Raw genomic sequence first — 13,521 nt, 5'->3', positions numbered from 1 at the left:
ACCTCTCGAAAAGCAAACGGCTCAGCCATTCACGTCAATTCCTGGGGTTCTTCAATTCCTGCGGAAGGTCCGTACGGCCGCGCTTCTTTGGCAGCGGCCGTACGGACCTGGGGGTGAACTGTCAGACGGTGCGCGACAGTACGCCATTTCCCGTTTCCCAGTAGTGCGGGATTACCGCACCCGCTTGAGACTTTCGCACTTTCTGATTCCAGCGACGGCAAACATACCCCTCGGCCGGGGAATGGTGAACCGGAAATCAGCGGCACCGGATAAATGCGTCTCCGTGCATTAGGGCGGACCTGGTGGAACCCGAGTCCGAAGGGGGCGCCGGGGCCTGTCCCGTCGACGGGACAGGTATCCCAGGTTGCGCGTGGCACCATTGTGGTGCAATCTTGGCGCTATGGACCTCACGCGGTACGTCGACAGCCTGCGGCAGGAGTTCGTCGCCGCAGCCGAGACGGGTGACGAAGCGTCACGTGAACTGGCCGAACGTCTGGTCGCGCCGCTGTCGTCGGTCGTCCGGCTCGCCCTCCTCGAAGCCTTGTCGGCCGCCGCGGACGAGATCACCCGCGACCTGGCGCCCGGCTCGGTGGAGATCCGGCTGCGCGGGCTCGATCCGAGTTTCGTGGTGACACTGCCCCCCACGGCCCATGGATTCGACGACAAGCCCGAAGAAGACTTCTCGCGCGAGGAGAATTCAGGACGGCCCGCTCTGTCCGCGGTGGCGAGCGGCGACGACGGCGCCACCTCGCGCATCAACTTTCGCCCCCCGGAATATCTCAAGGCCCGAATCGAGGAGGCCGCGAGCCGGGAGCGGCTGTCCGTCAACGCCTGGCTGGTCCGTGCGGTGTCCGAGATGCTGGAGACGGAGAACCGCTCTCGTGTGCCCGAGCGGCGTGCGGCTCGCGGAAGTTCGCAATTCAGCGGCTGGGTGAACTGACCGCAGACGCTGTTTCTCACGTACCGCGTTCTCCGGTACCGCGGGCCATGCATCCGGTCGGCCGCACGTCCGGCCGGTCAACAGGGAAGGGCGGCAATGCCAGCCTTCGAGACACCACAGCCGATCACGGTGACCATCGACCTGTCGGTCGGCGACGTCCGTCTCGATGCTGGAGACCGCATCGACACCGTGGTCGAGGTCCTTCCGAGCGACCCGCGCAACGAACTCGACGCCAAGGCCGCCGAGAACACCCGGGTCGAGTACACGGGCGGCCAACTGCTGGTGAAGGGGCCCAAGCAGCGTCAGCTCTTCGGCCGGGCCGGATCCATCGATGTGAGGGTCGAACTGCCCTCGGGATCCGAGATCCGGGCGGTGGCGCAGACGGCGGCCTTCCGAGGCACCGGCCGGCTGGGGGAGTGCCGCTTCAAGACGTCCATCGGTGATGTCCAGGTGCAGGAGACCGGTCCGCTCATCGCCGCCAGCTCGCTCGGGGACATCTCCGCGGACCGGGTCGAGGGCGCGGCCGAGGTCACCACCGGCTCCGGCGCCGTACGGATCGGCGAGATCGAGGGCCAGGCCGTGATCAAGAACTCCAACGGGGACACCTTGGTGCGGTCGGTCACCGGTGACCTGCGGGTGAAGGCCGCCAACGGCGGCATCTCCGTCGACCGGGCGCTCGCGGCGGTGGAGGCCAAGACCGCCAACGGTGACATCCGGATCAGCGAAGTGGTGCACGGTTCGGTGGTGCTCGGAACCTCCAGCGGCCAGCTGGACATCGGTGTCCGCGCGGGCACCTCGGCGTTCCTCGACGTGCGGACCAAGTCGGGGCGTGTGTACAACTTCATGACCGCGACGGACGGTCCCGGGACCGCCGAGGCGCGGGTGGAGGTGTACGCCAGCACCTCACGGGGCGACATCGCCGTCCGGCGCGTGTGATCCCTCCTTGGTGAGAGCCCGGCGGCGGAGTCCGTAGCCGCGAGAACGCCCGGGCTCCGCAGGGGCCGAGAGCCTTTCGGCAGGCGGTACCGGTTCCGCGGCGATACGTCGATTCCGCGATGCGTTTGATCAGCGATGCATTGAATCAACGATGCGTTGAATCAGCGACGGCCGGACGTGCCGGGTCGCTGCCGGTGCGGCGACGGCCGCCCGGGCTCCGGCGCTGCGCGCGTCCCATTGCCAGTCAGCCAGTCAGCCAGTCAGCCAGTCAGTCAGCCAGTCAGTCAGCCGGTCGAGCAGTCGGCCAGCCAGTCGGCCGCGCCGCCCGGCCCGGGCGGCGCGGCCGCATCGCGGCCAAGTGGTCCGCCGAATTCACGTTCCCCGGGCCGGAGTTGCCCGCTGCCGCTCGACGCGGCCCCCGAAGACCACGTCTGAGAGCCGCCCGGGATCCGTCCGAGAGCCACCGAAGTGGCTGCCGGAGAGGGCGCCGAAACGGACGCTGACAGCGTGGCGGTGCCACGTAACGCCAAAGCGGCTTGCGGTGGCGCCATCGTGATGCCACGATGGTGGAGGCGGGGCGCGCTGCGCTCGTACACCGCCGCACTCCGCACTCCGCTCACCGCAGTCCGTGCCGCGCCCCCGGGTGTGTGAGGACGCACTACGACCGAACAGGACGGGACCCGCCATGCCTGCTTTCGCCACTCCGTCACCCCTCTCCGTGAATCTCTGGCTCCCTCGGGGAGTCGTGCGCATCACGGCCGGTACGAGGGCGGAGACCGTGGTCGAGGTGAAACCCACCGACCAGAACAGCGAGCGGGACCGGAAGGCCGTCGAGCGGACCCATGTCGACTGCTCCGGAACCGAGTTGGTGATCGAAGGCCCCCGCAAGCGCAGCTTCCTCGACGGCAGCGGCTCGGTCGACATCTCCGTCGAACTGCCCGCCGGGTCACGGCTGTCCGGGAAGAGCGACATGGGCGCCCTCCACTGCGTGGGCGAGCTGGCCGGCTGCGAGTTCACCACCGACTTCGGCGAGATCCAGCTGGACCGCACCGGCGAGGTCCGGTTACAGAGCGGCTCCGGCGACATCGAGGTCGGTTCCGTCTCCGGTGGCGCCGACATCCGGGCCGGCTCCGGCGACATCCGGCTGGGCAGCGTCGACGGGGAGTTGACCCTCAAGAACTCCAACGGCGCGATGCACGTCAAGGAGGTCACCGGACCGGTGAAGGCGACCGCCGGCAACGGCGACTTCATCGTCGGCCTCGCCCACACCACCGTCACCGTCCGGTCCAACAACGGCCACATCCGTGTCAACGAAGCGCTCGGGGGCCGGCTGGAGTTGAAGACCTCGGCCGGTGAGATCGAGGTGGGCGTCCGCGAGGGCGCCACCGCCTGGCTCGACCTCCAGACCAAGTCCAAGGTCGGCACGGTGCACAACTCGCTCGGCCCGGCCGAGTCGTTCGTCCGCGAGGACGCCGACCTTGAGGTCCACGCGGTCACCAGCAGCGGCGACATCGTGGTGCGCGGGGCGGACCAGGCATGAGACGCCAACTGCTGTCACGGGCGGGCGCGTCGAGGCCTGCCGTTGCATCGACGAGTACGAACATCCACGCCACCACTGCCCACGGCGGCATCACCGCCCGAAGCCTCCGAGGAGCACTCCTGTGACCAATCTGGCCATCGCGGCGAACGGGCTGCGCAAGTCCTACGGCGACAAGGCCGTGCTCGACGGCATCGACCTGGTCGTCCCCGAGGGAACGATCTTCTCCCTGCTCGGCCCGAACGGCGCCGGCAAGACCACCGCCGTCAAGATCCTCTCCACGCTGATCTCACCCGATCCCGCCTCCGGCGTGATCCGCGTCGGCGGCCACGACCTCGGCACCGACCCGCAGTCGGTCCGCGCCACGATCGGTGTCACCGGCCAGTTCTCCGCCGTCGACGGGCTGATCACCGGCGAGGAGAACATGCTCCTCATGGCCGACCTGCACCACCTGCCCAAGCAGGAAGGCCGCCGGACCACCGCCGAACTGCTGGAGCGCTTCGACCTGGTGGAGGCCGCCAAGAAGCCCGCCTCCACCTACTCCGGCGGCATGAAGCGTCGCCTGGACATCGCCATGACGCTGGTCGGCAGCCCCCGGATCATCTTCCTGGACGAACCGACCACCGGCCTCGACCCGCGCTCCCGCCACAACATGTGGCAGATCATCCGCGAACTGGTCACGGGCGGTGTCACCGTCTTCCTCACCACGCAGTACCTCGAAGAGGCCGACGAGCTCGCCGACCGCATCGCCGTGCTCAACGACGGGAAGATCGCCGCCCACGGCACCGCCGCCGAGCTCAAGCGGCTCATCCCCGGCGGACACATCCGGCTCCGCTTCACCGATCCGACCGCCTATCAGTCCGCCGCCACCGCGATGCGTGAGGTGACCCGGGACGACGAGGCGCTGGCGCTGCAGATCCCCAGCGACGGCAGCCAGCGCGAACTGCGCTCCATCCTCGACTGGCTCGACTCCACCGGTATCGAGGCCGACGAACTGACCGTGCACACCCCCGACCTCGACGACGTCTTCTTCGCCCTGACCGGCAGCGCCGCTCCGGCCGATCAGCCCCCGCTCCCCAAGGAGACAGCCCGATGAGTTCCCTCTCCCTCGCCGTGCGCGACTCGTCCACGATGCTGCGCCGCAACCTCCTGCACGCCCGCCGCTACCCGTCGCTCACCCTGAACCTGCTGCTCACCCCGATCATGCTGCTCCTGCTCTTCGTCTACGTCTTCGGCGACGCGATGAGCGCGGGCATCGGCGGCGGCGGGGCCGACCGCTCCGAGTACATCGCCTACATCGTCCCCGGCATCCTGCTCATGACCATCGGCTCGAACGTCGTCGGCACCGCCGTGTCCGTCGCCACCGATATGAACGAGGGCATCGTCGCCCGCTTCCGCACCATGGCCATCCACCGCGGCTCCGTGCTCTTCGGCCATGTCGTCGGCAGTGTGCTTCAGGCGATCATCAGTGTCGCCCTGGTCGGCGCCGTCGGCGTCGCCATGGGCTTCCGCTCCATCGACGCCACCGTCCTTGAGTGGATCGCGGCATTCGGACTGCTCGTGCTGGTCGCCCTGGCCTTCACCTGGATGGGTGTCGGCCTGGGCATGGGCAGCCCCAACGCCGAGGCCGCCAGCAACAACGCCATGCCGCTGATCCTCCTGCCGCTGATCTCCAGCGCCTTCGTCCCCATCGAGGCGATGCCCGGCTGGTTCCAGCCCATCGCGGAGTACCAGCCCTTCACCCCGGCCATCGAGACCCTGCGCGGGCTGCTGCTCGGCACCGAGATCGGCCACAACGGATGGATCGTCGTCGTCTGGTGCCTCGGTCTCACCGTGCTCGGCTACCGCTGGTCGAGGGCGCAGTTCAACCGCGACCCCAAGTAGGCGGCGGTCGGGGCAGCGGGCCCGTTCCCGCGGCCCGCTCCCGCACTGCCGGACACGCCGGCCCGTGCCCCGTCTGCGAGAGCAGCGCGGGTCGGTGACACCGCACGCTCCGCTCCGGGGCGTGCGGTGGCCCGGCTGTCACGGACCACCAGCGGGGCACAGCTCAACCGATCACCGTCGCCCGTACACAGAGCACGTCCGGCAGATGCGACGCCAGTTGGTGCCAGGTGTCGCCGTCGTCGGCCGACGCGAAGACCTCGCCGTTGCGGTTGCCGAAGTACACGCCCGCCGGGTCCGCGCCGTCCGTGCACAGGGCGTCCCGCAGCACCGTGCCGTAGTGGTCCTCCTGCGGCAGCCCCGCGGTCAGCGGCTCCCAGCTCCGGCCCGCGTCCGCCGTGCGGAAGACACGACATCGGCGGTCCGCCGGGACCCGGTCGGAGTCGGCGTTGATGGGGAACACGTACGCCGTGTCGCCGCGGTGGGGATGCGCGGCCGCTGCGAAGCCGAACGTGGACGGCAGACCCTCGCCGATGTCCGTCCAGTGGGCCCCGGCGTCGTCGCTGCGGTACACCCCCCAGTGGTTCTGCAGATAGAGCCGGTCGGCCGTGGCCGCGTCCTGGGTGACCTTGTGGACGCACTGGCCGAACTCCGGGTCCGGGTCGGGCAGGAACACCGCCGACACCCCGGAGTTGGACGGCGCCCAGCTCTCCCCGCCGTCCTCCGTGCGGAAGACGCCTGCCGTGGACACGGCGACCGTCACCGCCCGCGGATCTCGGGCGTCGGTCAGGATCGTGTGCAGGCCCTCACCGCCGCCGCCCGGAACCCACCGCGAGCGGGTGGGATGCTCCCAGAGCGGGCGGACCAGCTCGAAGGACTCGCCGCGGTCCGTCGAGCGGTACAGCGCGGCGGGCTCCGTGCCCGCGTACACCACGTCCGGCTCGGCCGCCGCCGGGTGCAGCTGCCAGACCCGCTCCAGCGAGGCACCGGTGTCCTTGGGGAATTTGACGGCCGCCTTGGCCGGTTCGGTCCAGGTGCGTCCCAGGTCGTCCGAGTGGAACACCGACGGGCCCCAGTGCGCGCTGTCGCCTCCCACGAGAAGTCTCGGCACGTCACGACGGGTGTCGATCGCGACCGAGTAGACCGCCTGGGCGTTGAAGTACGGGCTGTCGTCGAACTCCCAGGCGCCGCCGCGCCGCCGCCCGACGAACAGTCCTTTGCGCGTGCCAACCGTGAGCAGAACCTCGGTCATGCCGATCCACCTCCGGACGTCGTTGTCTCAGATGTCGGCCAGTCTGCACCCCACCACTGACAGTCACCCCCGGACGGCATATCGGTGCAGGTCAGGGCGATTCCCAAGACGTACCACCGCGGCATCCGCGACGCATCGGGGATGTGGGGCAGGTCTGGTGAGCAACCGGGCCGCCGCTCCCGTATGGGAGGGGGACCGGTGTGCGCGTGTGGAGAGGGTCCCCGATGGCGGCTTTGCGTGGTCCGAGGGCGTTGCTGTGGCGATGGTGGCCCAATCCGCTACGGCGGCGCAGCGACAGGATCGAGGCCTGGACCATGCTCGCCGTCGCGCTGTCGGCCCTGCTCGCCGGAACGCTTGGGGGGCTGTGGGCGACGCGGTCGGTCGAGCTCAATCTCGCGCGGGAGCGTGACGAGTGGCGCCCCGTGATCGGAGTGCTCGCCGAGCGTGCGCCGGGTACGGCTTCCGGTTCCGAACAAGTGTGGGCCGAGGTCCGCTGGCCCGCCGCGGACGGCCCCGCCCACCGGGGTCAGACCCGGGTCGATCCGGGCAGCGCGGCGGGGACCCCGGTCACCGTGTGGACCGATCTCCAGGGGCGCATGGTCACCCGGCCCGCCACGGAGGCCCAGGCGAGCCTGCGGGCGGGACTGATCGGCGTCCTGGTGGGCACGACCGCGGCGCTCGTGCCCCTGGCGGGTGGCCGGCTGCTCTCGGAGCGCCTGCAGCGCCGCCGGCTCGACCAGTGGGACACCGAGTGGGAGCGGGTCGGCCCCCAATGGAGGTGGAAAACCGGCTGAGGCGGCGCCCGCTGTCACAGATCCGGGCCCTGCCCGGTCAGCATGGTGAACGTCCCGTTCCGACGGACGAAACCGGAAAGGTCGCACCATGAAGATCGTAGTGATCGGCGGTACCGGGCTCATCGGGTCGAAGCTCGTGGACAGGCTCCGGACGGACGGCCACGACGTCCTCCCCGCCTCCCCGAACACCGGCGTCGACAGCATCACCGGCGAGGGCCTCGACGAGGCGCTGAAGGGCGCGCAGGTCGTCGTCGACGTGTCCAACTCGCCCTCCTTCGAGGACAGCGCGGTGCTGGAGTTCTTCCGCACGTCCACGGGCAACCTCGGCGCGGCCGAGGCCGCGGCGGGCGTGGGACACCATGTCGCCCTGTCGGTCGTGGGCAGCGACGCGCTGCCCGACTCGGGCTACCTGCGTGCCAAGGTCGCCCAGGAGGAACTGATCAAGGGGTCCGGAATCCCGTACTCCATCGTGCGCGCCACACAGTTCTTCGAGTTCGTGAAGGGCATCGCGGCCGGATCCACCGAGGGCGACACGGTCCGGCTGCCCTCCTCGCTCCTGCAGCCCCTCGCGTCCGACGACGTGGTCGCGGAGGTCGCCCGCGTCGCCGTGGCGGCTCCGCTGAACGGCACCACCGAGGTGGCGGGCCCCGAGGAGCTGCACCTCGACGAGTTCGTCCGGACGGGCCTGGCGGCCGAGAAGGACCCGCGCGAGGTCGTCACCGACGAGTCCGTGGGCTACTTCGGGGCGAACCCCCGGGGGCGCGAGCTGCTGCCCGGCCCCGGAGCACGTCTTGCCGGGACCCGCTTCGCGGACTGGCTCGACAGCCGGCGGTAGTCGCCGACCGGCGACGGACCCGGGGCCGCGGATTCCGGCGGACCCCGGGTGTCAGGCCCCGTCAGACCGAACGGTGGTACTGGTCCGGTACGTGCACGGAGTCCCCGAGCTCGCGGGCCGCGTCCCGGGCCCACGAGGGGTTGCGCAGCAGTTCCCGGCCGAGCAGCACGGCGTCCGCCTCACCGTTGGCGAGGATCTTCTCGGCCTGCTCGACCTCGGTGATGAGACCGACGGCGGCGACGGCCATGGAGGTCTCGTTCTTGATGCGGGCGGCGAAGGGCACCTGGTAGCCGGGCCCGAGCGGGATGCGTACACCGGCCGCGTTGCCGCCCGTGGACACGTCGACCAGGTCGACACCGTGGGCGGTCAGCTCGGCGGAGAGACGGACCGTGTCGTCGGCGGTCCAGCCGTTCTCCTCCAGCCAGTCGGTGGCCGAGATACGGAAGAACAGGGGCTTGTCGTCGGGCCACACCGCGCGCACGGCGTCGACGACCTCCAGGGCGAAGCGCACCCGGTTCTCGTACGAGCCGCCGTACGCGTCCGTACGCCGGTTGGAGTGCGGGGAGAGGAACTCGCCGATCAGATAGCCGTGCGCGCCGTGGACCTCGGCGATCTCGAAGCCGGCGTCCAGCGCCCGCCGTGCGGCGTCGGCGAACTGGCCGACCACCTCGCGGATCCCGTCCACCGTCAACTCGGTCGGCACGGGGTGGTTCTCGTCGAAGGCGACCGGGCTCGGCGCGATCGCCTGCCAGCCGTGCGCGTCGGGTCCGACCGGCCCGCCGCCCGTCCAGGGGCGATCCGTCGAGGCCTTGCGGCCGGCGTGCGCGAGCTGGATCGCCGGGACCGTGCCCTGCGACACCAGGAAGCGCGTGATCCGCCGGAACGCCTCGACCTGGGTGTCGTTCCAGATGCCCAGGTCGTACGGCGAGATCCGGCCCTCGGCGCTGACCGCGGTGGCCTCGACGATGACCAGACCCGTCCCGCCGGCGGCGCGCGCCCCGTAGTGCTGGAGGTGCCAGTCGTTCGGCGCGCCCACCTCGGGGCCCTCCGGCGCGGCCGAGTACTGGCACATCGGCGGCATCCAGACCCGGTTCGGGACGGTCAGCTCGCGCAGGGTGTAGGGCTCGAAGAGCGCGCTCACGGCGGGACTCCAATCATGACGGGGCGGAATTGCCGAATCGTACGATAGGCATCGTAGTACGGTGGATGTCAAACTACGAGAGTTCTCGTACAATGAGGATTCCGGGGAGACCTCCGGACCCGACGCACTGGAGCCGCCGTGACGACCGCCGCCCCGACCGGCAGCAGCCGCGATCTGCCGCACCCGCAGCGCGCGGACATCCGGCTGGAGGCCGTGCTGCACGCGCTCTCCGACCCGCTGCGGCTGCAGGTCGTGCGGGACCTCGCCGCCGACGGCGGCGAGCTCTCCTGTTCGCACTTCGACCTGCCCGTCACCAAGTCCACGACCACGCACCACTTCCGGGTGCTGCGCGAGGCCGGCGTGATCCGGCAGATCTACCGGGGCACCGCCAAGATGAACGGGCTGCGCCGGGACGACCTAGACGGTCTCTTCCCGGGACTTCTCGACAGCGTCCTCGCCGCGGCCGCCCGTCAGGCCGTCCGGCTCGGGGGCCGTTGAACCGCCCTGCGCGGGAATCCCGGGTGCCTCTGAAGGGCCCACCTCCGAACCACCCACCTCCGAACGGCTCTTCGGGCCCAGGTGGTTGAAGAGCAGGTTCAGTGCGATCGCGGTGAGACAGCCCGCGCTGATACCGCTGTTCATCACCGTCTGGAACCAGTCGGGGAACTGCTCGTACACCGCCGGTACGCCGACCGGCAGCATGCCCACGGCCACCGAGACGGCCACGACCGTCAGGTTGTCGTTGCCCTTGAAGTCCACCTGGGCCAGGGTCCGCAGCCCGCTCGCTGCGACCGTGCCGAACATGACCAGACCGGCGCCGCCGAGCACCGGAGCCGGTATCGCCGCGACCACCGCACCCAGCTTGGGCAGCAGTCCGAGCAGGACGAGGATGCCGCCCGCGGCGGCCACGACCCAGCGGCTGCGGACCCGTGTCATACCGACCAGGCCGACGTTCTGCGCGTACGCCGTGTACGGGAAGGTGTTGAAGACACCCCCCAGGACGGTGGACAGGCCGTCCGCGCGCAGCCCGTCGGCGAGCGTGCGCGGCTCGATCCGCCGGTCCGTCATCTCGCCGACCGCGATGAGGTCGCCGGTCGTCTCGGTCATCGTCACCAGCGCCACGACCAGCATCGAGGCGATCGCCGACGCCTCGAAGGTGGGAGCGCCGAAGTGGAACGGCGTGCTGATGCCGAGCCAGTGCGCGTCCCCGACCCCGCCGAAGTCCGTGAAGCCGAACGGGACCGCGACCGCGAGACCCACGACGATGCCGATCAGCACCGCGATCCGGCTCAGGAACGCCGGCGCGAACCGCTGCACGCCGAGCACCACCGCGAGCACGAAGGCGGCCAGCGCCAGGTTCTTCGGCTCGCCGAAGTCCGCCGAACCCGCCCCGCCCGCCGCCCAGTTGCCGGCCACCGGCAGCAGCGAGAGCCCGATGATCAGGATCACCGTGCCCGTGACGAGCGGCGGGAAGAACCGCAGCAGCTTCCCGAAGACCGGTGCGAGCAGCATGATCGCGAGACCGGCGACGATCACCGAACCGTAGATCGCGGGCAGTCCGCCGCCGCCCGTCCCGATCAGCACCATCGGCGACACGGCCGCGAAGGTGCACCCCTGCATGATCGGCAGCCGTACCCCGAACCGCCAGAAGCCGACGCACTGGATGAGCGTCGCGATGCCGCACACCAGCAGGTCCGCGGTGATCAGGTACGCCATGTCCGCGGGCGACAGCTTCATCGCGCTGCCGACGATCAGGGGGACGGCCACGGCGCCCGCGTACATCGCGAGGACGTGCTGGAGGCCGAACGCGGCGAGTTTGTGGACGGGCGGGATCTCGTCCACCGGGTGCACCCGCGGTGCGGGCTCTGGAACGGGGGTTGCCATGGGCATGACTCCAGGAGTGGCGGGGAGGGGGGCTGTCCGTGACCGTACGGGGGTTGAACAGAATGTTGATTTCAAGGGTGTTGCCGGTTGGTGTCCTGCCCGGAGGGGTTGTTCGTCGCCTGCGGGCCGGTGGGGGTCGGCCGCGCCGTTCCCCGCGCCCCTAAAGGGGCTGGGCCGCATCCATCAGTGCCTGCCAGTCGGGGAGTTTGACCACGCCCCTGCCCAGGGAGGCGCCCAGGGCCGCTTCCGCGCGCTCTATCGACTGCCAGCCCGACCAGTCGACCGGGCGCAGGCCCTCGGACCGCAGCGCGGCGAGCGGGTCGGACGGGACCGCGCGCTGTACGAGGGCCGGGGCGTCCTCCAGGAGCGAGGTCACCGTCTCCTTCGCGCAGGGGCGGTTGGTGCCGATGACGCCCGTCGGGCCGCGCTTGATCCAGCCGGCCACGTACTCGCCGGGTGCGACCGAGCCCGCCCGCAGGACGCGGCCCGCGAGATGCGGGACGGTGCCGCGGTCCGCGTCGAACGGCAGGCCCTCCAGCGGAACCCCGCGGTAGCCGACCGAGCGCAGGACCAGCTGGGCCCCGATGTCCTCGTACCGCCCGGTGCCCTTCACGCCGCCGAGGCCGTCCGGGACGGTCCGTTCGAAGCGGATCGCGCCCACGCGCCCGCCGTCGTCCGGGAGCAGTGCGACCGGCCGCAGGAAGAAGCGGAGCCGGATCCGCCGGGAGCCGCCCGCCCGCGGGCGCTCGGTCCACCCGCGCAGCACCTCGACGTTGCGTCGCTGCGCGGCGGGCAGGGCGGACGGGTCCAGGTACGCCGGATCGAGCGCCAGCTCCGCCGGATCCACGACGACCTCGGTGTCCGGCAGGCCGCCCAGCTCCCGCAGCTCCTTGGTGGTGAAACGGGCCTGGGAGGGGCCGCGGCGCCCCACCATCTGGATCTCCCGCACCTGGCTGGCGGACAGCGCGTCGAGCGCCGCCTGGGGCATGTCGGTCGGGCTCAGTTCCGCGGCGCCGCGGGCCAGGATCCGGGTCACGTCCACCGCCACGTTCCCCACGCCGACGACGACGGCCGCCCGCGCCCCGGCCACGAAACCGCCGGCCCGGAACCTGTCCGACACGACATCCGGGTGCGCGCTGTACCAGGACACGAAGTCGGTCGCCGACCAGCTGCCCGGCAGCTCCTCGCCCGGCACTCCCAGACGCCGGTCGGTGGCGGCGCCCACGCAGTACACGACCGCGTGGTAGAGGTCCCGGAGCCGGGCGGCGGGCAGGCCTTCCGGGCCGATCCGGACTCCGCCGAGGAACCGCACCCGCTCGTGCTCCAGGACCGTACGCAGCGTGCCCTGCAACGACTTGATCTTCTCGTGGTCGGGTGCCACCCCGTAGCGCACCAGGCCGTACGGGCACGGCAGCCGGTCCAGCACGTCCACCCGGATCCCGGGCACCCGCTCCTGCTGGACGAGACCCTGCGCGGCGTACACCCCGCTCGGCCCCGAACCGACGACGGCGACCTGCAGCACGGCACAACCCCTTCCCCGAGGAGAACGAGAAGCTCGCTGGCGCTTCCAGCATCGCATCGCACCGCGCGCCGGGGGAGGGGCGGGAAGGGCCCGGGACACGGCCGGGCGGGGCGCTGCGCCGACCGTGTGCCGCGCGGACCCCGCGCGCGTGCCTGTCCGCAATGAATGTGATCATGCGGTTACGTTGCGTATGTGCTGGAAACATCCTTTCTTAATCTTTCTGATCGTGATGAGCCGGACGGGGCGGTGTCCGTGCGGCGCGCCTGGGAAGTGCGGGAGAACGACACCGCCACGACGTGGTGCGACGTCCGGCTGAGTTTCGCCGACGGCGCCGGGGTCGACCTGCTCGCGGCGGTGTGCGAGGGAGGCGTTGCCGTCGAGGACGTACGGGCCCGGCCCGCGCTCTCCCTCGACGACCTGGCCGTGCTCGCCGACTGGATCGAGGGCCCGCTTCTTGAGGCGTGCGGGGGCGCGCCCGTGGTGGCGGGCGCCCCGGGCGGTGACGGGAGCCCCGACAAGCGGCACGCACGGCCCGCGCTGCCGCGCGGTGTCGAGAGCCGTCGGCTGGTCGCCGGGGAGTATCTGGCGGCCCAGCGGGCGGGGCGGGATCCGGTGCTCGCGGTGATGTCCGTGACGGGGTTCAGCCGGCGGCGGTCGCTCAGGCTGATCGCGGGGGCGCGGGATGCGGGGCTTTTGGCGCCGCGGCATGTTCGGCGGTGACGCCGGCCGGTTCCGGCGGCGGCTGAGGAGGGGCGGTCGCTCGTCGCCCGGGTGCGGGTGCGTCGTGGCTGGGCGCGCA

The 13,521-nt window shown here is 71.0% G+C and carries 13 protein-coding genes; 9 read left to right on the top strand and 4 right to left on the bottom strand.

Annotated features, from left to right (window positions below; all coding sequences use genetic code 11):
- Positions 1-400: 400 nt before the first annotated feature.
- The 5 genes from J8N05_RS36800 (at position 401) to J8N05_RS36780 (ending at position 5,297) form a co-directional block, all read left to right on the top strand.
- Complete coding sequence (locus J8N05_RS36800) at positions 401-940, top strand: hypothetical protein (protein WP_210890920.1); 540 nt, start codon at positions 401-403, stop codon at positions 938-940.
- 96 nt (positions 941-1,036) lie between these two features.
- The gene (locus J8N05_RS36795) at positions 1,037-1,876 is read left to right on the top strand and encodes a DUF4097 family beta strand repeat-containing protein (RefSeq protein WP_210890918.1); all 840 of its coding nucleotides are present in this window, start codon (positions 1,037-1,039) and stop codon (positions 1,874-1,876) included.
- 745 nt (positions 1,877-2,621) lie between these two features.
- Positions 2,622-3,416, top strand: coding sequence for a DUF4097 family beta strand repeat-containing protein (locus tag J8N05_RS36790; protein WP_210890916.1), 795 nt, complete (start codon positions 2,622-2,624; stop codon positions 3,414-3,416).
- Between the two features lie 121 nt (positions 3,417-3,537).
- The gene (locus J8N05_RS36785; protein WP_210890914.1) at positions 3,538-4,509 is read left to right on the top strand and encodes an ATP-binding cassette domain-containing protein; all 972 of its coding nucleotides are present in this window, start codon (positions 3,538-3,540) and stop codon (positions 4,507-4,509) included.
- Entirely contained in the window at positions 4,506-5,297 is a 792-nt protein-coding gene (locus J8N05_RS36780) for an ABC transporter permease (protein WP_210890912.1), read from the top strand. The genes J8N05_RS36785 and J8N05_RS36780 overlap by 4 nt, the downstream gene beginning before the upstream one ends.
- Before the next feature lie 163 nt (positions 5,298-5,460).
- Here J8N05_RS36780 and J8N05_RS36775 read toward each other — a convergent pair whose 3' ends face one another.
- Entirely contained in the window at positions 5,461-6,546 is a 1,086-nt protein-coding gene (locus tag J8N05_RS36775; RefSeq protein WP_210890910.1) for a WD40/YVTN/BNR-like repeat-containing protein, read from the bottom strand.
- Between the two features lie 224 nt (positions 6,547-6,770).
- Here J8N05_RS36775 and J8N05_RS36770 point away from each other — a divergent pair, with 224 nt between their 5' ends.
- Together J8N05_RS36770 and J8N05_RS36765 are read left to right on the top strand one after the other, a co-directional pair.
- Complete coding sequence (locus J8N05_RS36770) at positions 6,771-7,340, top strand: Rv1733c family protein (protein WP_210890908.1); 570 nt, start codon at positions 6,771-6,773, stop codon at positions 7,338-7,340.
- Between the two features lie 88 nt (positions 7,341-7,428).
- On the top strand, positions 7,429-8,175 hold the full coding sequence (locus J8N05_RS36765; protein ID WP_210890906.1) for an SDR family oxidoreductase: 747 nt from the start codon (positions 7,429-7,431) through the stop codon (positions 8,173-8,175).
- Positions 8,176-8,236: 61 nt separating this feature from the next.
- On the opposite strand, the gene J8N05_RS36760 is transcribed toward J8N05_RS36765, so the two are convergent.
- Positions 8,237-9,316 carry an NADH:flavin oxidoreductase/NADH oxidase gene (locus J8N05_RS36760; RefSeq protein ID WP_210890904.1) on the bottom strand — a complete coding sequence of 360 codons (1,080 nt, stop codon included), beginning with the start codon at positions 9,314-9,316 and terminating at the stop codon, positions 8,237-8,239.
- Between the two features lie 138 nt (positions 9,317-9,454).
- On the opposite strand from J8N05_RS36760, the gene J8N05_RS36755 reads away from it, so the two are divergent.
- Positions 9,455-9,814 carry an ArsR/SmtB family transcription factor gene (locus J8N05_RS36755; protein WP_210890902.1) on the top strand — a complete coding sequence of 120 codons (360 nt, stop codon included), beginning with the start codon at positions 9,455-9,457 and terminating at the stop codon, positions 9,812-9,814.
- Here the strand turns inward: J8N05_RS36755 and J8N05_RS36750 are convergent.
- Together J8N05_RS36750 and J8N05_RS36745 are read right to left on the bottom strand one after the other, a co-directional pair.
- Positions 9,734-11,200 (bottom strand): nucleobase:cation symporter-2 family protein, encoded by a 1,467-nt coding sequence (locus J8N05_RS36750; protein WP_210890900.1) that lies wholly within the window; start codon positions 11,198-11,200, stop codon positions 9,734-9,736. The two genes, J8N05_RS36755 and J8N05_RS36750, sit on opposite strands and share 81 nt — an antisense overlap.
- A 160-nt stretch (positions 11,201-11,360) precedes the next feature.
- The gene (locus J8N05_RS36745; protein WP_210890898.1) at positions 11,361-12,722 is read right to left on the bottom strand and encodes an FAD-dependent oxidoreductase; all 1,362 of its coding nucleotides are present in this window, start codon (positions 12,720-12,722) and stop codon (positions 11,361-11,363) included.
- Positions 12,723-12,968: 246 nt separating this feature from the next.
- Between J8N05_RS36745 and J8N05_RS36740 the strand changes: the two genes are divergently transcribed.
- The gene (locus tag J8N05_RS36740) at positions 12,969-13,442 is read left to right on the top strand and encodes a DUF6214 family protein (RefSeq protein WP_210890896.1); all 474 of its coding nucleotides are present in this window, start codon (positions 12,969-12,971) and stop codon (positions 13,440-13,442) included.
- Positions 13,443-13,521 lie beyond the last annotated feature (79 nt).

Origin of the sequence: Streptomyces liliiviolaceus, assembly GCF_018070025.1 — a bacterium.
Lineage (GTDB): Bacteria > Actinomycetota > Actinomycetes > Streptomycetales > Streptomycetaceae > Streptomyces > Streptomyces liliiviolaceus.
Note: the sequence above shows the minus strand (reverse complement) of the source record. Positions and strands in the feature narration are given on the sequence as shown.